The following is a 17,038-nucleotide window of genomic DNA, read 5'->3' on the forward strand; positions in this document are numbered from 1 at the left end:
AACCCGTCAGGCACGGAGGATCACCGCCAGCAGGACGAGGACACCGGCCGCGACGCAGCCGACGACGAGCGGCACCGCCATCAGTGGCGCGGGCAGGGGATCGGCCCGACGCAGGGCCAGCTCGGTCCGCGCCCAGCCGGACCACGCCTGGACGGTGACCAGCAGCCCGGTCGAGACCAGGACGAGTGCAGCGGTCAACCGCAGGCCGGGATGCATGCCCCCGGCCAGGGCCTCCAACGCCACACCGCCCGCCATCAGGGCGAGTGCCGTGCGGATCCAGGCGAGGAACGTTCGTTCGTTGGCCAGGCTGAAGCGGGGATCGGGCTCCTGGCCGTGCGTGAACACGGCAGCAGGGAAGCGACGGTCCCGCGACGGAGCACGCATCGGCCGACCTCCAAGATGTCCGGACACGTTCCACACTTCCCGTACCGTGAGATTTCGTCAACGTGATCCGTGCCCTGTCGAGCTCACGACACCGACACTGACGACGGTGTTCGGCCGCCGACCCGGCCGGCCGGTCGGCCGCACCGTCGCGGCGGGCGACCAGCACGGCACTCCCCCCGGTCGTCGATGTCTCGGCCACTCGCCGACGAACCCCGGAACGGCGGACCCACCGGGTCACGGCACCGGGGTGGAGGGGGGTGTGATCCGCACCGGTTCCTCGGAGACCTCCCCGCCGACGATGCGGTAGGCCCGCACATCGACCTGCGGGCCACCCGTGCCGACGATGACGTAGTGGGCATCGGGTTCGCCGGCGGCCTCCCGGTCCGAGCGCGACGGGTAGGCCGCGGACGCGGTGTGCGAGTGGTAGATCGCCACGGGTTCCTCGCCGAGCCGCTCCATCTCGCGGTACAGCCCCAGCAGCTCGCGGGAATCGAAGGCGAACCAGTCGGTCGCGGCCGCGGCGTTGGTCATCCGGACCAGCCGCTCGGGCCGCCCGCTCCCGGCCGGCCCGACCAGGTAGCCACACGCCTCGATCGGGTGGTCCGCACGGCAGTGCTCGATCATGTCCTCGGCCAGGTCCGGCCCGATGACGAACATGGTGTAGTTCACTCCGGGTTCGTAGGACGGGCGGCGCGACGACCGGCCCGCTTGGTGGGAGGTGTTCCGTGGCGGATAATGACCCGATGCCCAGGCGCCGGGGAGGACGCAGCGCGGAGACCCTCGAGCAGGCGGTCTCGCGCCATCTCGCCGCGGAGATCCTCTCGCTGCGGCTGCGCCCCGGCGAGCACATCGTCGCCGACAACCTGGCGGCCGACCTGGGGGTGTCGAGGCTTCCGGTGCGCGAAGCGCTGCGCAATCTGAACGGCACCGGCCTGGTCGAGCTGCGCCCGTTCCGCGGGGCGTTCGTGACCTCGCTCGAGGTCGAGGACCTCGACGAGATCATCGAGGTCTTCGAGGCCCGCATGCACCTGGAACCGTGGGTCGCCGGAATGGCGGCCGAGCGGCGCTCCGCGGAGGAGCTGACCCGACTGGACGCGATCCTGGCCGAGGGGCTCGCCGGCCTCGCGGCACGCGACGCGGTGGTGATGAACCGCGCACACCACCACTTCCTGCGGACGCTGGCGTCGATGGCACGTCACGACACGGCCGCCCGACTGCTCACTCCGCTGCACAACCGCACGATGCTCGCCTTCGTCTCGGTGCAGGTGAAGATCGAACCGGCGGGTTGGGAGGCGCACCAGCAGGTCCGCGACCTGATCGCCGCCGGGGACGGCGCCGGCGCGGCCCACGCCATGCGCGAGCACCTCGCCGAGATGGTCGACGCGCTACGTCTGGAGGGGAACGTGGTGCCGTCGGTGCTCGGCGGGCGCAGCGCTGCCGCCCGGGTCAACGCGCGGTCCCGCCGTGCACCGGGAGGCACCCCAGCGCGACGGTGAACGTCGCCAGCCGGGCGATGCGTTCCGGCTGGTGCGCCGCGACCAGTACCGCCGCGCCGCCGCTCGCGGCCCCGGCGAGCAGCTCCTCGACGCGGTCGGCCCAGCCCTCGTCGAGGTGGGCGAACGGCTCGTCCACGACCAGCAGCTCGGGTTCGACGGCCAGCGCCCTGGCCAGCGACACCCGCCTGCACATGCCGCCGGACAGCTCTCCCGGGCGGGCGTCGAGGCGATCCCCCAGCCCGAGCCGCTCCAGCAGTTCCCGGGCGCGGTCGCGATGCCGGGCACCGGGCCGTCTCCCGAGCGGGAACAGCACGTTCTCGAACACCGAGCACCAGGGCAGCAACCGCGGTTCCTGGAACGCGACACCGAGCCGTCCGCTCCCACGGCGGACCTCCCCGCCCAGCAGGGGCAGCAGCCCGGTGACCGCACGCAGCACCGTCGTCTTCCCCGCCCCCGAGGGCCCGGCCAGCACCACCGTCTCCTCGGGCCATGCCTCGAACGCCAACCCGGCCGCGACGACCTGCCCGGGCCACCCGATCCGAGCCTGACGGACCCACAGGACCGGCCCGATTCCGGACATCGCACACCTCCTTGACTCATCGGCAGCGAATAGTATCCAATCTGTACATGGTTAGCCTACACTTAGTGCGGCGCAGCGCCGGTGCCGTCCTCGCGCTCGGCCTGCTCACCGGTTGTTCCTCGGGAGCGGAGCCGGCAGCCGACGCCGCTGCCGAGGAGCGCCCCGAGATCCGGATCGCGGTGGCGCCGAGCGTCCCGCTCTCCGTGCCGCTGACCGGGCTCGCCGCCTCCCCCGTCGCCACCGACACCGCGGGTGTCCGCACCGAGACGGCGCGCACACCGGACGACTTCCGGGCCATGTTCACCTCCGGATCGGTCGATCTGGCGACCATGCCGACCGCCGTCGCGGCGAACCTCGCCGCCCGCGACGTGCCGATCCGGGTCCTGGGGGTCGTCGACAGTGCGCTGCTGAAGGTCGTCGGCCCCGCCGGGGTGCAGGGCTGGGACGCGCTGCGCGGACAGACCGTCCGCATCCCCTTTCGCGGTGATGCCGCCGACCTGACCTTCCAGATCCTGGCCGCGGAGAACGGCCTGGTCCCCGGCCGGGACGTGACGATCGAGTACGGCTCGACACTGCCGGACACCGTCAGCGAGATCATCGCCGGGCGGGTCCCGCTGGCCGTCCTCCCGGAGCACTTCGCGACCCTCACCCGCACCCAAGCGGGCCTGGGCGAGGTGCTCGACCTGCAGACCGAGTGGACCCGCAGCACCGGTTCCGGATCGCTGCCCCAGTCGGCGGTCGTCGTTGCCGGCGAGTTCGCCGACCGGCACCCGGAGCTGGTGGCCCGGATCGCCGAGCAGATGCGGGAGACGACCGAGCGGATCAGTGCCGGCGCCACCGACGCCGAGCGGGCCGAGATCGCGCAGGCCACCGGCGCCCCCGAACCGATGGTCGGGGCCGTCCTGCCCACCCTGCGGCTGGGTTGGCTCACCCGGGACCAGGCACGCGACGACATCACCACCATGCTGAACCGCTTCCTCGAACTGTCCCCCGACTCGGTCGGCGGGCGGCTCCCGGACGAGGCGTTCCTGCGTGGCTGAGGCCACCACGACGGCCGCCGGCCACCGCACCGGACCGATTCCGCCGACCGGTCGGACAGCCGGGCGGCGGGCCCGGCTCACCGGCGCGGTCGCGGCCACCGGTGTCCTGCTCGTCGGGTGGCAGATCGCCGCGGCCGGGCTCCCCGAGCTCGTCCTGCCCTCACCGGTCGAGACGTCGGCGGCGCTGGCGCGCATCGCCGGGGACGGGTCCCTCTCCGGGCAGCTGCTGGTGACCGTCGGACGCACCCTGGCCGGTACCGCGGTCGGAGTCGCGGTCGGGGTCCTGCTCGGTGGCCTGGCCGCCCGGTCGGCGTTCGCGGACGGTCTGCTGGCCCCGGTACAGCTGGTGCTCACGGGGTTCCCGCCGGTGGTGACGGTGGTGATCCTCATGATCTGGCTCGGGCCGGGCGGGACCGCGGCGGTCTGCGCGGTCGTCGCGGTCGTGGTGCCGCAGGCGATGGTGGCCACGCGCGACGCGGTGCGCCGGATCGACCCGCAGCTGCTGGAGATGTGCGCCGCGTTCGCCGTGCCCTCCGGGAGGCGGCTGCGGCACGTGGTCGTACCGGCGGCGGCGCCCCCGATCGTCACCGCCGTCGCGGTCAGCCTCGCCGGTGGCCTGCGGTTGACACTGATGGCGGAGGTGATCGCGGCCTCGACCGGTATCGGCGCCGCCGTCGCGAGCGCGCGTGGAAATCTGGACACGGCCGAGGTCTTCGCCTGGGCTCTCATCGCGGTGGTGTTCGCCGCACTGGTGGACCGCCTCGTGCTCCGCCCGGTCCGCCGGCGGTTCGACCCGTGAGCCCGCTCGCCGCCCCCGAGGCCCACCGTGCCCTGGAGGCGCTGACCACCCGGGTCCGGACCGTGTCCCAAACCGCCGGTGACCGGTTCCCGCTGTTCGCCGTCGACGGCGAGTGGGTGCTGTCCCGGCGGGGATCCTGGCTGCCCGGGATCTGGGTCGGGTTGCTCGCCCTGGTCGCCACGGTCACCGGGGATCCCGCGGACCGTTCGGCGGCCGAGTCCGCTGCGGGCCGGTTGGAACCCCGCCTCGCCGACGACACCGTCACCCGGGCGGTGACCTTCTGGTACGGCGCCGCCGGGACCGGGGCACGAGACCGGGAGCTGCGGGTCCGCGCCGCCCGCGCCCTGCTCGCGAGCCGGACGGGCACCGTCGTGCCGGTGGGCCGGGCCTGGGGCCGCACCGACGGTGACCGGTTGGTCGAGATCGACTGCTGGGGACCGCTGGTACGGCTGCTCACCACTGCGGCCCCGGACCTCGACCCGGCGCACGCGGCCGCCGCACGGGCCACCGCACGCGCCCAGACCGCCTTCCACCTGCGCCACGGCCTCGTCCCCGGACCGGACGGGCTCGGCGTGGTCGACATGGTGCGGTTGGGCCCGGCCCCCGCACCGGACGGCCCGGCCCGGCACACCGGCAGAGGAGTCGCCTGGGCCGCGCTGGGCCTCGCCGAGGCCGCGCGCCAGCCCGGGCCCGCCCCGGACGGTCTACGCGCCGCACTGGACGCGCTGCCGTACACGACCGCCCTGCAGGAGGACTCGTCCGCGACCGCCATCACCACGGTCGCGCTGTTCAAGCTCGCCCACACGCTCGGCGACGCCACCCGGCTCGACCAAGCCCGCGCACTGCTCGCGGGCCTGGTCCGGCATCGGTTGTCGCGCGACCCACCGCACACCGGGGTGCTGACCGGCTCCCGCTACCGGACGGTGGCGGGCGACGACCAGCCCGTCGAATCCGTCTGGGGAGCGTTCTTCCTCGTCCTGGCCCTCGCCGTCGAGACCGGACTCGTCGACCCATTCGCCCTGTAGCCGTACGACCGACCGGGAGTACCGCACGTGAACCGTGACCACGAATCCTCGCTCGCCACCGTCGGGACGTCCCGACCGCTGCAGGACCATGTCCTGCACATCACCTCCCCGGGGGAACTGGGGCTCGCCACGACCGCCGCCGTCCTCACCGGACATCTCACGCGGCTCGGCGCGACGGTGGCCACCCACGAACCACCCGGCCCCGGCTCCACCGATGCCGACGCCGACGCCCTGCGCGTCTCGCTCCACGGACCAAACTCCGGGTCCGGGGTGCGCGCCTCGGTGCACGGTTGGGGCGGACTCGGGTCCGGCCCCTTCAGCGAGGCCACCGCGCAGGCCCGCCTCGGCGCGGCGGTGGTGCACGGGAGGGCCGGTGGGACACCGCGCCTGCTCGGCCTGGACTACCTCTCCACGGTGGGCGGACTCGTCGCCGCGCAGGGCACGCTCGCCGTGCTGTTCGGTGAGCGGCGCGGGATCCGCTGGGATGCCGTCGAGACCTCCGTCGCCCACGCCGCCCTGTTCACCGTCGGCCAGTACGTCGCCGCGGCCACCGCGGCCGAGGACCCGGAGACCGAACCGGACGGTGTCACGGAGGACACCGCGGCGCCGCCCTTCACCTCGGCCGACGGGATCGTCTTCGAGATCGAGACCCTCTCGGCGCAGCCGTGGCTGGACTTCTGGGACGCGCTCGGTGCCGACCGGGCCGCGATCGGAGCGAGCTGGCGGCCGTTCCTCGGCCGGTACGCGCACGCCGTCGCACCGCTGGCGAAGGATCTGCACCGCACCACCGGGCGGCACACCTACGACCGGATCCGCGAGCACGCCGAGCGCGCCGGCCTGAGCGTGTGCCCGCTGCGCACGCTGCACGAACGCCGCAGCGACGACGACGTCCGCCGGGACGCCCCGCCCTGGGAGTTCCGCACCGCGCCGGGCGCCCCCGAGCCGACCCGGCGGCGTCCGGCGGGGACCGGACCGGGACCGCTGTCCGGCATCCGGGTCGTCGAGTCGACCCGCCGGATCCAGGGCCCGCTGGCCAGCAGGTTGCTCGGCCTGCTCGGAGCCGAGGTCGTCCGGATCGAACCACCGGGCGGCGACCCGCTGCGCGGGATCCCCCCGATGGCCGGGGACTGCTCGGCGCGGTTCACCGTGCTTAATCACGGCAAACGCGTCGAGGAGATCGACTTCACCGGCCCGGCCGGGCGGGAGGCGGTGCGCGAACTCGTCACCGACGCCGACGTGTTCCTGCACAACTGGGCCCCCGGAAAGGCCGCCGAGCTCGGTCTCGACCACTCGGACCTGGCGGAGGTCAACCCCGACCTGGTCTACGCCCGCGCGTCGGCCTGGGGGCGGGACCCGTCCGGGCCCCGCCCGCTGGGGACCGACTTCGTGGTGCAGGCCTGGTCGGGGGTGGCCGACGCGCTGTCCACCGACGGCCCACGGCGCGCCGGGTCGCTGATGACGCTGCTCGACCTGCTCGGCGGGCACCTCGCCGCCGAGGGGGTGCTGGCCGCGCTGCTCGCCCGGGAGCGGGGGGCCCGGGCGCTGCGTGTCGACACCTCGCTGCTGGCGGCGGCGAACGTCCTGCTCGGTGACCGGTTTCGTCCGGCCCGCACGGCGGCCCCCGCGCCGGGACTGTTGCTCCCCACCGCCGACGGCACCCTCGCCGTCGGTGCCGACCTGTCCACCGTCGCCGCGCAGCTGCCGGGCAGCCGCACGGCCGACGACGTCCCCGCGCTGTTGCGGACCGCGGACGCCGGGTACTGGTCGGCGCTGCTGACCGGGCGCGGGATCCCGGCCACCGTCCTGTGCACCGATGTCGGGTTGCTGCCCGCCGACCCGCTCCTCGCCGCGGCCTACACGACCGACGGCTGTGCCCTTCCCGTCTCGCCCTGGAGGTTCTCGTGACCCTGTCCGACACCACCCGGAAGTCTGCCGTCGAACCGTCCCGTGCCGTCCCGACCTACACCGACCTGATCCCGGCCGAGCTGCGCCGGGAGTGGAGCGAACGCGGTCTCTACGCCGACGTGCCCGCCTTCGACCTGTTCCGTGCCCAGGCGCTGGCCGACCCGGCCCGGGTCGCCGTCCTCGACGATGCGGGCAGCGTCACCTACGGCGAGCTGCTGGAGTCCTGTCTGTGTATCGCGGCGGGCCTGCGAGAGCTCGGGGTCGGGGTCGGCGACGTCGTCGCCGCCCAGCTGCCGAACTCCCGTCGGGCGGTCGCGGTCGATCTCGCCACCGCTGCGCTGGGCGCCGCCGTCCTGCCGTTCCCGGCCGGACGCGGTGACCGGGACGTCCGCACCCTGCTGCGCCGGTCGCGGGCGAGCGTGCTCGTCACCCCCGAGCACTACCAGGATCACGATCTCGTCGCGGTCGTGGAGCGGCTGCGTCCGGAGCTGCCGGCCCTGCGACACGTCGTCGCCGATCGCGTGCCGGAGGCGACCCGGCCCCGGCCGGAGATCACCGCGACCTTCGCGGAACTGCTCTCCACCGACCCGGTCCCCCTCGACAACCTGCCCGAGGTCGATCCGAACGCCGTGGTGCGGTTGCTCGTGTCCTCCGGCACCGAGTCCGAACCGAAGCTGGTGGCCTACTCGCACAACGCCCTGATCGGTGGCCGCGGGCGGTTCCTGAGCCGGTTGCAGGGAGACCGGCCGATGCGGGCGATGTACCTGATGCCGCTGGGTTCCTCGTTCGGCTCCGGTGCCTCGTTCTGCGTGCTCGCCCTGCTCGGGGGATCACTGGTGCTGCGCACGCGGTTCGATCCCGGCACCGCGCTGGCCGCGCTGTACACCGACCGGCCGACGCACCTGCTCGGTGTCCCCACGATGTTCCAGCAGATGCTCGCCCACCCCGACCTCGCGCGGACCGACACCTCCTCGGTACGCCAGCTGATCACCGGTGGTGCGCTGATCGACGAGGCGACCGCCCGCCGCGCGACGGAGGGCCTCGGCGGGCGGTTGATCAGCCTGTACGGCTCGGCCGACGGGGTGAACTGCCACACCACCGAGGACGACCCGCTCTCGGTCACCGTCGGCACCGTGGGTCGCCCCGACCCGGACGTCTGCGCGATCCGCATCGTCGGGGAGGACGGCGCCCCGCTCGGGACGGGTGCCATCGGCCGGGTGCACGCGCGCGGCCCGATGTCACCGCTCTGCTACGTCGACGCCCCCGAGCTGAACGACCGCTACCGGCTCCCGGGTGGCTGGGTCGACACCGGTGACCTCGGCTACCTCGACGAGGACGGCCGGCTCCGGCTCACCGGCCGGGCGAAGGACATCATCATCCGCGGCGGCGGCAACATCAGCCCGGCCGAGGTCGAGGACGCGATCTCCGGCCACCCGGGCGTGCTCGGTGTCGCCTGCGTGGGGGTGCCCGATCCCACGCTCGGCCAACGGCTGTGTGCCTGCGTGACGGTGCTCGGCGACCGGGCGCCGTCGCTGACCGAGCTGACCACCCGTCTCGTCGCGCGCGGTCTCGAGCGGCGCAAGCTTCCCGAGTACCTGCTGGTACTGCCCGCTTTCCCGATCGGGGTGGCCGGCAAGATCGACAAGCGTGCGCTCGCGGCCCGGGCCCGGGAACAGTTCGCCGGGCTGGTGCGCGAGGGCAACGGCGTCGTGCCCGGTTGCGAGGCGGACCTGCGTCCGGTGGCGGCACGTCGCGGCACGGTCGGGGAGCTGGCGGCCGCCGTCCGGGCATACGTCGACGAGCAGATCCTGCCGGTCGAGCGTGACCTCGCCACCGGTGACGCGGTGGCCGGCCGGTTGCTGGCCGAGCTGCGGTCACAGGCACGGAGGGCCGGGCTGTGGGGCCTGGGCCACGCGACCGAGCTCGGCGGCGCCGGGCTGGCCCTGCCGGACTACCTGCTGCTCGCCGAACAGGAGGGACGCACCCTGTCCGGACCGGCGGTGTTCGGCACCGAGACGGTCCTCGACGTCCGGATGGTCCACGCGCACGGGCGACCCGCGCTGCAGGAGCACTACCTGGACCGGATGTGTCGCGGGGAGCTGCTGCCCAGCTTCGGCATGACCGAGCCGGGGCGGGCGGGTTCGGTGCCGGAAGGGTTGGCCACCCGGGCCGAGCGGGTTCCGGACGGTTGGCGGATCACCGGGCGCAAGTGGTTCATCTCCAACGCCGGCATCGCCGATCTGACCGTCGTCGTGGCCCGCACCGGCGACGACGGCTTCTCGGTGTTCCTGGTTCCGACCTCGGCACCCGGGTACCGGCGGGTCCGGCCGCTGACCGTGCTGGGGGGGCACTCCGGCCAGTGGGAGATCGAGCTCGACGGGGTCGTCGTCGACGACGACCACCTGGTCGGTGTCGAGGGCGGGGGCCTGCAGGTCATCCAGGAGCGGCTCACGCTCGGCCGCACCCTGCGCGCCATGCACTGGATCGGGCTGGCCCAGCGGGCGTTCGACCTGATGTGCGCACGGTTGCGCGAGCGTGAGGTCCACGGCGGGCCCCTGGGTGGCAAGCAGTTGATGCACGAACACGTCTTCGCCGCCTACACCGGGATCAGCGCGGCCCGGTCCCTGGTCCGCCGTGCGGCGGCCCGCCTGGACGCCGGGCAGCCCGCCCGGGTCGAGGTCGCCGCGGCGAAGGTGGCGGCGTCGCGGATCGCGGTCGACGTGATCGACCGTGCGGTCCAGGTGCACGGGGCGGAGGGGTTGTCCGACGAGACCCCGCTCGCCGCGATGGTGCGTGCGGCCCGGGCCACCCGGATCTACGACGGTGCCGACGAGGTGCACACGACCACCGCCGCGACCTGGCTGCTGCGGGGTTTCGACGACTCGCCCCGGCACGACTTCGTCGACGAGTTCGACAACCCCGGCCGCCGGCTCGCCGGCTGAGAACCCGACATGAGGAGACCTACGGTGGATCATCCGCCCCTGACCCGCGACGAGGCCGTCGCAGCGGCTGCGGCACTCGTCCCCGAACTCCGGGCCGGCGCCGACGCGGCCGACGCCGCCCGGGGTGTACCTGCCGCGACGATCTCCGCCGTACGGGAGGCGGGCCTGTTCGACCTGCTGACCCCGCGCGAGTGGGGTGGCTCCGAACTGGGTTTCGACACCGCCCTGCTGACCACCGCCGAGCTGGCCCGCGGTTGTCCGTCGACCGCGTGGTTGCGGGCGGTGATGGGGGGCAACACCTGGGCGGTGGCCCACATGTCCGAACGGGCCCGCAAGGAGGTGCTCGGCACGGGCGGGTTGGTCGCGCTGCAGCTGCGCATCTCCGGGCCACCGGCCGCCCCGGTTCCGGGCGGGTACGCGTTGGGTGCGATGACGGGCCGGTTCTGCAGCGGGATCGACCACGCCGAGTGGCTGCTGATCCAGGTGACGGTGGCGGCCCCGGACGGCGCCGAGGGCACCGGTGAACCGCACCTGATGCTCGTCCCAGCCGCGGAGGTCACCGTGGTCGACGATTGGCACACCGTCGGGCTGCGCGGCACCGGCAGCCGGGGTGTGCGGTTGGACGGTGTCGTCGTACCGGAACACCGGGTACTGCCCCGGCGTGAGCTCGATCCCCTCACCGCGCGCGGGGCCGGGCCCGTCGGCCCGGTCTACGCCCAGGAGTTCTCCACCATCGGCACCGTCGCGCTGGCCGGGGTGCTGGTCGGTGCGGCCCGGGCGGCCCTCGACGAGGAGTTCGAGCGGATCACCGAACCGGTCGCCGAACAGCGCTGGTGCGCCCGGCTCGCCGACGTCGACGGGGCCGAGGCGCTGCTGCTCGGCGCGATCGACGAGCTCACCCGGGCGGACGTCCCGGGCGGGACACCGTTGCAGCGGGCCCGGCTGCGCCGCGACACCGCGGTCGCCGCCCAACGCTGCCGCGCCGCGGTGAACGACGTCTTCGCCGCCTCGGGTGGCGGGGCCGTCTACGACGGTTCGGCTCTCCAGCGGCTCTGGCGCGACACCAACGCCGCGGCCCAGCACGCCACCTTCGACACGACGCGGTGGTTCCGCCTCTACGCGGACACCGCCCGCACCGACAAGCGAGGAACACGATGAGCACGACGACCACAGCCACACCTGTGGATCTGGAGACGATCGGCGACGTCGTCACGCCGTACGCCCTGCGGATCGCCGCGACCGTCCGGATCGCCGACCGGATCGCCGCAGGGGTCACCGGCCTGACCGAGCTGGCGGCGGCGACCGGTGTCCGGGAACGGGTACTCGGCTCCCTGTTGCGCTACCTGGCCTGCCGGGAGGTGTTCACCGAGACCGCGCCCGGCGAGTTCGGACTGACCCCGGCCGCCGAACAGCTGCGCGAGGACCACCCGCAGAGCCTGCGTTTCGACTTCGACCTCACCGAGGTCCGGTCCCGGGTCGAGACCGCGCACCTGAGCTTCCTGGCCTTCGCCGGTGCCGGTGGGCCCGGGTCGGCCTACGCCGCGCACTACGGGCGGGACTTCTGGTCGGACCTGGCCCGTGACCCGGCGCTCGCGGCGTCGTGGGACCGGTTCATGAGCAGGGTGACCCGGGCCGCGGCACCGGACGTCGTCGGGCTGCACGACTGGTCGACCCACCGGCACGTGGTCGACGTCGGCGGTGGCAGCGGAACCCTGCTGGCCTCGGTCCTGCGGGCGGGCGAGCACCTGACCGGCACCGTGCTGGACCTCGCGCCGGCGGTGGCGGCGGCCCGCACCGAGCTCGCCGCGGCCGGTCTGTCCGACCGGGCCGATGCGGTCGAGGCCGACTTCTTCGAGCCACTGCCGGACACCGGTGACGCCTACCTGCTCTGCCAGGTCCTGCACGACTGGGACGACGACGCCGCGGTCCGGATCCTGCGCCGCTGCGTCGACGCCGCCGGTCCGGGGGGCCACGTGCTGGTGGTCGAGCGGATGGCGGGCGCGCACACCGACCCGCGGGCGGCGACCTGGATGGACCTGCGGATGTTGCTGCTGTTCGGTTCGGGAGAGCGGGCCGCCGCGGAGTACCGCGCGCTGATGGAGCGGGCCGGGCTGCAGGTCGCCGACGGAGCCGGTGACGGGCAGGAGATGGCGCTGCTCGACGGACGGGTCCCGGACCGCGCCTGAGCACACCGACCGGTCCGGGCACCCACGGGGCACCCGGGCCCGGCCGTCCGGCCTCACCGCCGGTCGGCCGGGCCAGGCCGGCGGTGGGAGGCTCCGCGCGGACCCGCCGCGCCCGGCGGATCACCGACGACCGTGACGATCACGCCCGCACCGCGTTCACAGCCCGCCCGCTGTCGCAACCCCCGATCTCCGTATCATCAGATGCGCATATCACGTTCCTTCTGATCGGAGGTACCGATGTCCGAGTCGACATCGTCCTGCAACTGCGGCCCCAACTGCGCCTGCGGCTGTCAGCAGGGCGGGCCCTGCCACTGCGGCACCGCGAAGTAGTACCGCTGCGCAGTACCGCGGTCATCACGGCCGGTGATGCCGCACGACTCGTGGACCGCGATCGACCATCACCGACGAAAAGAGATCCGGCCCTGACCGTTCGTGCTGGTCAGGGCCGGATCTCGCGTTGCGCGCCCGAAGGGATTCGAACCCCTAACCTTCTGATCCGTAGTCAGATGCTCTATCCGTTGAGCTACGGGCGCCTGCTCATTCAGTTGTCGACCCGCCGGTCCGATCGGCCCGCCGTGCCGCTGCGGAGGCTCCGGGATTTGAACCCGGGATGGGGGGTTACCCCAAACCGCATTAGCAGTGCGGCGCCATAGACCAGACTAGGCGAAGCCTCCTCGGTGCCTTACGGCCACCAGCGGGGCCAACACTACACGGCGCCTCCCCGGCGTTGAACCGGGGCCCCCGTACCCGGGGCCCCGGCCCGTCCCGCTCAGCTGCCCGCCAGCTCCACGAACGGGTTCAGCGACTCCGGGTTCTGCAGCGCACCCGCGGAGACGGCCTTCTCCGGTGGCGTCCCGGAGAGAATCTTCTTCACGGGGACCTCGCACTTCTTGCCGTTCAGCGTGCGCGGCACCGAGTCCACGACGACGAACCGGTCCGGTACGTGCCGCGGCGAGAGCTCCTTGCGCAGCGCCGTCCGCAGGCCGGGTTCGACGTCGTCGAGGGTGTACCCGTCGGTCAGCACGAGGAAGCAGAGCAACGCCCCCTCCTCGCGGGCGCCCAGCGCGGTGGTGTCGATCACCAGGGAGTCGGCGACGCCCTCGAAGCCCTCGACGACCGAGTAGAAGTCCGCGGTCCCCATCCGGACGCCACCGCGGTTGAGCGTGGAGTCCGACCGCCCGTAGATGACGAACGACTCGCGCGGGGTGCGCCGCACCCAGTCCCCGTGCCGCCAGGCACCGGGGAAGTCCTCGAAGTACGCCTCACGCAACCGGGCGCCGTCCGGGTCGTTCCAGAACTTCACCGGCATCGACGGCGTCGGTTTCGTGATGACCAGCTCGCCGACGTCGTCGATCAGGTCGGTGCCGTCCTCGGCGAAGGAGTGGACGTCGGCGCCCAGCGCCGCACAGGACAGCTCCCCGAGCCACACCGGCACCGTCGGCGCGGAGGCGAGGAACGCCGCGCACACATCGGTACCTCCGGAGACCGAGCAGATCTGGATGTGGCTGCCCGCGGCCTCACCGATCCAGCGGAAGCCCTCCACCGAGAGCGGGGCGCCGGTGGAGCCCAGTGCACGCATCGCGGACAGGTCGTGCTCCGCACCGGGGCGCAGGCCGGCCTTCATGCAGGACTGCACGTACGGTGCGGACACCCCGAACAGCGACACCCGGTACTTCGCGGCCAGGGCCCACAGTGCGTTCAGGTCGGGGTGGCCGGGGCTGCCGTCGAACAGCACGATCGTCGACCCGACGAGCAGGCCGCCGATCAGGAAGTTCCACATCATCCAGCCGGTCGTGGTGAACCAGAAGAACCGCTCCCCCGGGCCCAGTCCGTGCTGCAGGCGCATCGCCTTGAGGTGTTCCACCACGATGCCGCCGTGGCCGTGCACGATGCCCTTGGGGAGGCCGGTCGTGCCGGACGAGTACAGCACCCACAGCGGGTGGTCGAACGGGACCGGTGTGAACTCCAGCGGCCCGCTCCGCGCGGTGAACTCGCTCCACGACGTCGTCCCGTCGAGGGTGGCCTCCTGGTCCAGGTAGGGAACGAGGACGGTCTCGCGCAACGAGGGCATTTGCTGCTGCAGCGACGCCACGTTCGACCGGATGTCGAAACCCTTGCCGTTGTAGCGGTAGCCGTCGACGGCGACGAGCACCGTCGGCTCGATCTGGGCGAACCGGTCGTGCACGGCGCGGGCGCCGAAGTCCGGCGAGCACGACGACCAGATCGCGCCCAGGCTCGCCGCCGCCAGGAACACGACGAGCGTCTCGACCGAGTTCGGCGCCAGCGCGACGACCCGGTCACCCTGCCCGACCCCGGCCCGGGCCAACCCGGCCCTGGCGCGCGCCACCTGGTCGCGCAGCTCGGCGTGGGTCACGGTGCGGGTCAGGCCGTCCTCGCGGACGAACTCGATCGCCACGTCGGCGTCGGCCCGGCCGGGCCCGGGGGTGAGGGCGTGCTCGGCGTAGTTCAGCGTCGAGCCCGGGAACCACTCGGCACCGGGCATGTCCCGGGAGCCGAGCACCGCGCTGGGCCGGTCGTGGAACAGGACGCCGCAGTACTCGGCGACGGCCCCCCAGAAGCCGTCCAGGTCGGTCACCGACCACCGGTGCAACTGCCGGTAGTCGGTGACGTCGTCGATCGGTGCGCCCCGCTCGTCGCGGGCCCAGGTCGCGAACCGCACGATCTCGGTGTGCGGCACCTGCTCCGGGTCCGGGCTCCACAGCAGTTCGGGGGTCTCCGGATCGGTCACGGTCTGCACTGACGCCATGGGATCAGCTTCCCTGACCGGACCGGCCCCGCACCAGTGGTCGCGCCCCACATCCGCGCCCTCGCGCTGGGGCTGCGCCACACCGGGCAGCACCCCGTGCCGGGGGCCGTCCTCAGCGCAGGTGCGAGTCGAACCAGTTCAGCACCCGCGCCCACGCCTCGGCGGCCGAGTCCGGGTCGTCGTCGAACCGGTGCCCGGTGCTCGGGTAGACGACCACGTCGGTCGCGACCCCGGACGACCCGGCGGCGGCCCGCAACCGCTCGACGGCGTCGCTGTCGGCCTCGGAGTAGATCCCCAGCCACGGACAGGTGAGGTCGGGTGCCGCCTCGACCAGCGCGGGGACGCTCGCCGACGGCGAGGACTCGATGCCCTCCCCGGCGACCGTGACCGCCGCGCCGAACTGCCGCCGCGCCGCGACCTGCAGTGCCACCGTGCCACCGAGGTCGAACCCGAGGACACCCATCCGGTCGGCCTCGATACCGGTGTCGGCGAGCCAGCCGAACGTGGTGTCGCAGTCGTCCATCACCTGCTGGAAGGTCAGGCTGCCGACCTTCGCCTCGATCTCCTGGTCGCCACCGGCCTCGGGATCGTCGTCGCCGCGGTAGAGGTGCGGTGCGACGGCCAGCCAGCCGTCCTCGGCGAGCCGGTCGACGATCCGCCGGACGATCTCGGTGACACCACGCGCCTCGTGCAGCACGACGACGCCGCCGCGGACCGGACCGTCGGGTTCGGCGATGCTGAGCCGGAGTTCTCCCCCGTCCGTCAGCGGAACGCCCTCGATCCGGATGCCCGTCGTCATGGGCGTCACTCAACCAGAGCAGGCCGCTGCGTTTCGACCCCCGCCGGTTACCGTTGCCCACATGACGCCGATCCGTCCCGATCTGGACACCCTGCCCGCCTACGTGCCGGGCCGGACCGTTCCCGGGGCGATCAAGCTGGCGAGCAACGAGGTCGCCGATCCGCCCGCACCTCCGGTGCTCGAGGCGATCGCGCGGGCCGCCGCGGGCGCCAACCGCTACCCCGATCTCGGGGTCGTCGAACTGACCGCGCGGCTGGCCGAGGCGCACGGGGTCGCGGCCGAGCGGATCGCCGTCGGCTGCGGCTCGGTGACGATCTGCCAGCAGCTCGTGCAGGCGACCTGCGTCGGCCCCGGTGACGAGGTGCTGTTCGCCTGGCGATCGTTCGAGGCCTACCCGATCGTGACCCAGATCGGGGGGGCCGCGGTCCGCACGGTGCCGCTGACCGCGGACCACCGGCACGACCTGGGCGCGATGGCCGCCGCCGTCACCGACCGGACCCGGCTGGTGTTCGTGTGCAGCCCCAACAACCCGACCGGGCCCGCGGTGCACCACGACGAGTTCGTCCGCTTCCTCGCCGCCGTCGGCCCCGACGTGCTGGTCGTGCTGGACGAGGCGTACGCCGAGTACGTCACCGACCCGGACGCCGTGTCCGGGCGGCCGCTGCTCGACGACCACCCGAACCTCGTCGTGCTGCGCACGTTCTCCAAGGCCTACCGGATGGCCGGTCTGCGGGTCGGTTACGCGCTCGCGTCCGTCGAGGTGGCGACGGCGCTGCGGAAGGTCTGCCCCCCGTTCAGCGTCAGCGCGCTCGCGCAGGCCGGCGCGATCGCCGCACTGGAGCACAGCGCGGAGATCCTGGCCGGTTGCGCCGACGTCGTCCGCGAGCGGGACCGGGTGGCCGCCGCCCTGCGGGACAACGGCTTCACCGTCCCCGACAGTCAGGCCAACTTCGTCTGGCTGCCGCTCGGGGAACGGGCAGCCGAGTTCGCCGCGCACTGCGCGGAGCGGAAGGTGATCGTGCGACCGTTCCCGTCGGACGGGGTGCGGGTCACCGTCTCCACCGCGCAGGAGAACGACGCCCTGCTCGACGTCGCCGCCGCGTTCCCGCGGTGAG

Annotated in this window: 14 protein-coding genes and 2 tRNA genes; 9 read left to right on the plus strand and 7 right to left on the minus strand. The window is 73.4% G+C overall.

Annotation, left to right across the window (positions count from 1 at the left end; translation table 11 throughout):
• Positions 1-6 precede the first annotated feature (6 nt).
• Together AB0J24_RS19070 and AB0J24_RS19075 are read right to left on the minus strand one after the other, a co-directional pair.
• Complete coding sequence (locus AB0J24_RS19070) at positions 7-345, minus strand: DUF202 domain-containing protein (protein ID WP_358683075.1); 339 nt, start codon at positions 343-345, stop codon at positions 7-9.
• Positions 346-618: 273 nt separating this feature from the next.
• Positions 619-1,053: a M67 family metallopeptidase gene (locus AB0J24_RS19075; protein ID WP_358683077.1), complete on the minus strand. Its 435-nt coding sequence runs from the start codon at positions 1,051-1,053 to the stop codon at positions 619-621.
• Positions 1,054-1,127: 74 nt separating this feature from the next.
• On the opposite strand from AB0J24_RS19075, the gene AB0J24_RS19080 reads away from it, so the two are divergent.
• Entirely contained in the window at positions 1,128-1,880 is a 753-nt protein-coding gene (locus AB0J24_RS19080; RefSeq protein ID WP_358683079.1) for a GntR family transcriptional regulator, read from the plus strand.
• Here AB0J24_RS19080 and AB0J24_RS19085 read toward each other — a convergent pair.
• Positions 1,831-2,460: an ATP-binding cassette domain-containing protein gene (locus AB0J24_RS19085; protein WP_358683081.1), complete on the minus strand. Its 630-nt coding sequence runs from the start codon at positions 2,458-2,460 to the stop codon at positions 1,831-1,833. The two genes, AB0J24_RS19080 and AB0J24_RS19085, sit on opposite strands and share 50 nt — an antisense overlap.
• A gap of 65 nt (positions 2,461-2,525) precedes the next feature.
• Between AB0J24_RS19085 and AB0J24_RS19090 the strand changes: the two genes are divergently transcribed.
• From AB0J24_RS19090 to AB0J24_RS19120, 7 genes are read left to right on the plus strand one after another with little or no spacing between them, the layout of a single operon-like run.
• Entirely contained in the window at positions 2,526-3,500 is a 975-nt protein-coding gene (locus AB0J24_RS19090; protein WP_358683083.1) for an MqnA/MqnD/SBP family protein, read from the plus strand.
• Positions 3,493-4,299 (plus strand): ABC transporter permease subunit, encoded by an 807-nt coding sequence (locus AB0J24_RS19095; protein WP_358683085.1) that lies wholly within the window; start codon positions 3,493-3,495, stop codon positions 4,297-4,299. The genes AB0J24_RS19090 and AB0J24_RS19095 overlap by 8 nt, the downstream gene beginning before the upstream one ends.
• Positions 4,296-5,324 (plus strand): hypothetical protein, encoded by a 1,029-nt coding sequence (locus AB0J24_RS19100; RefSeq protein ID WP_358683087.1) that lies wholly within the window; start codon positions 4,296-4,298, stop codon positions 5,322-5,324. Before AB0J24_RS19095 ends, AB0J24_RS19100 begins: the two co-directional genes overlap by 4 nt.
• A 27-nt stretch (positions 5,325-5,351) precedes the next feature.
• Positions 5,352-7,229 (plus strand): CoA transferase, encoded by a 1,878-nt coding sequence (locus tag AB0J24_RS19105; RefSeq protein ID WP_358683089.1) that lies wholly within the window; start codon positions 5,352-5,354, stop codon positions 7,227-7,229.
• On the plus strand, positions 7,226-10,171 hold the full coding sequence (locus AB0J24_RS19110) for an AMP-binding protein (RefSeq protein WP_358683091.1): 2,946 nt from the start codon (positions 7,226-7,228) through the stop codon (positions 10,169-10,171). The genes AB0J24_RS19105 and AB0J24_RS19110 overlap by 4 nt, the downstream gene beginning before the upstream one ends.
• A 24-nt stretch (positions 10,172-10,195) precedes the next feature.
• Positions 10,196-11,329, plus strand: coding sequence for an acyl-CoA dehydrogenase family protein (locus AB0J24_RS19115; RefSeq protein WP_358683093.1), 1,134 nt, complete (start codon positions 10,196-10,198; stop codon positions 11,327-11,329).
• The gene (locus tag AB0J24_RS19120; RefSeq protein WP_358683095.1) at positions 11,326-12,357 is read left to right on the plus strand and encodes a methyltransferase; all 1,032 of its coding nucleotides are present in this window, start codon (positions 11,326-11,328) and stop codon (positions 12,355-12,357) included. The genes AB0J24_RS19115 and AB0J24_RS19120 overlap by 4 nt, the downstream gene beginning before the upstream one ends.
• Before the next feature lie 460 nt (positions 12,358-12,817).
• Here the strand turns inward: AB0J24_RS19120 and AB0J24_RS19125 are convergent.
• The 4 genes from AB0J24_RS19125 to AB0J24_RS19140 all read right to left on the minus strand — a co-directional run bounded on the left by AB0J24_RS19125 (position 12,818) and on the right by AB0J24_RS19140 (position 15,923).
• A tRNA-Arg gene (locus AB0J24_RS19125) sits at positions 12,818-12,890 on the minus strand.
• Positions 12,891-12,941: 51 nt separating this feature from the next.
• A tRNA-Ser gene (locus tag AB0J24_RS19130) sits at positions 12,942-13,031 on the minus strand.
• A 95-nt stretch (positions 13,032-13,126) separates the two neighbouring features.
• Positions 13,127-15,124 carry an acetoacetate--CoA ligase gene (locus AB0J24_RS19135; RefSeq protein WP_358683097.1) on the minus strand — a complete coding sequence of 666 codons (1,998 nt, stop codon included), beginning with the start codon at positions 15,122-15,124 and terminating at the stop codon, positions 13,127-13,129.
• A 112-nt stretch (positions 15,125-15,236) separates the two neighbouring features.
• The gene (locus tag AB0J24_RS19140) at positions 15,237-15,923 is read right to left on the minus strand and encodes a dienelactone hydrolase family protein (RefSeq protein WP_358683099.1); all 687 of its coding nucleotides are present in this window, start codon (positions 15,921-15,923) and stop codon (positions 15,237-15,239) included.
• Between the two features lie 61 nt (positions 15,924-15,984).
• Here AB0J24_RS19140 and hisC point away from each other — a divergent pair, with 61 nt between their 5' ends.
• Positions 15,985-17,037: a histidinol-phosphate transaminase gene (hisC, locus tag AB0J24_RS19145; RefSeq protein WP_358683101.1), complete on the plus strand. Its 1,053-nt coding sequence runs from the start codon at positions 15,985-15,987 to the stop codon at positions 17,035-17,037.
• The last annotated feature ends 1 nt before the right edge of the window (position 17,038 follow it).

The sequence above is a fragment of the Pseudonocardia sp. NPDC049635 genome (genome assembly GCF_040659795.1).
In the GTDB taxonomy this organism is placed as follows: Bacteria; Actinomycetota; Actinomycetes; order Mycobacteriales; family Pseudonocardiaceae; genus Pseudonocardia.

Coding starts and splice junctions, on each gene's coding strand:
- AB0J24_RS19080 (WP_358683079.1), top strand. CDS start 1,128: ATGCCCAGGCGCCGGGGAGGACGCAGCGCGGAGACCCTCGAGCAGGCG.
- AB0J24_RS19085 (WP_358683081.1), bottom strand. CDS start 2,460: ATGTCCGGAATCGGGCCGGTCCTGTGGGTCCGTCAGGCTCGGATCGGG.
- AB0J24_RS19120 (WP_358683095.1), top strand. CDS start 11,326: ATGAGCACGACGACCACAGCCACACCTGTGGATCTGGAGACGATCGGC.
- AB0J24_RS19135 (WP_358683097.1), bottom strand. CDS start 15,124: ATGGCGTCAGTGCAGACCGTGACCGATCCGGAGACCCCCGAACTGCTG.
- AB0J24_RS19140 (WP_358683099.1), bottom strand. CDS start 15,923: ATGACGACGGGCATCCGGATCGAGGGCGTTCCGCTGACGGACGGGGGA.
- hisC (WP_358683101.1), top strand. CDS start 15,985: ATGACGCCGATCCGTCCCGATCTGGACACCCTGCCCGCCTACGTGCCG.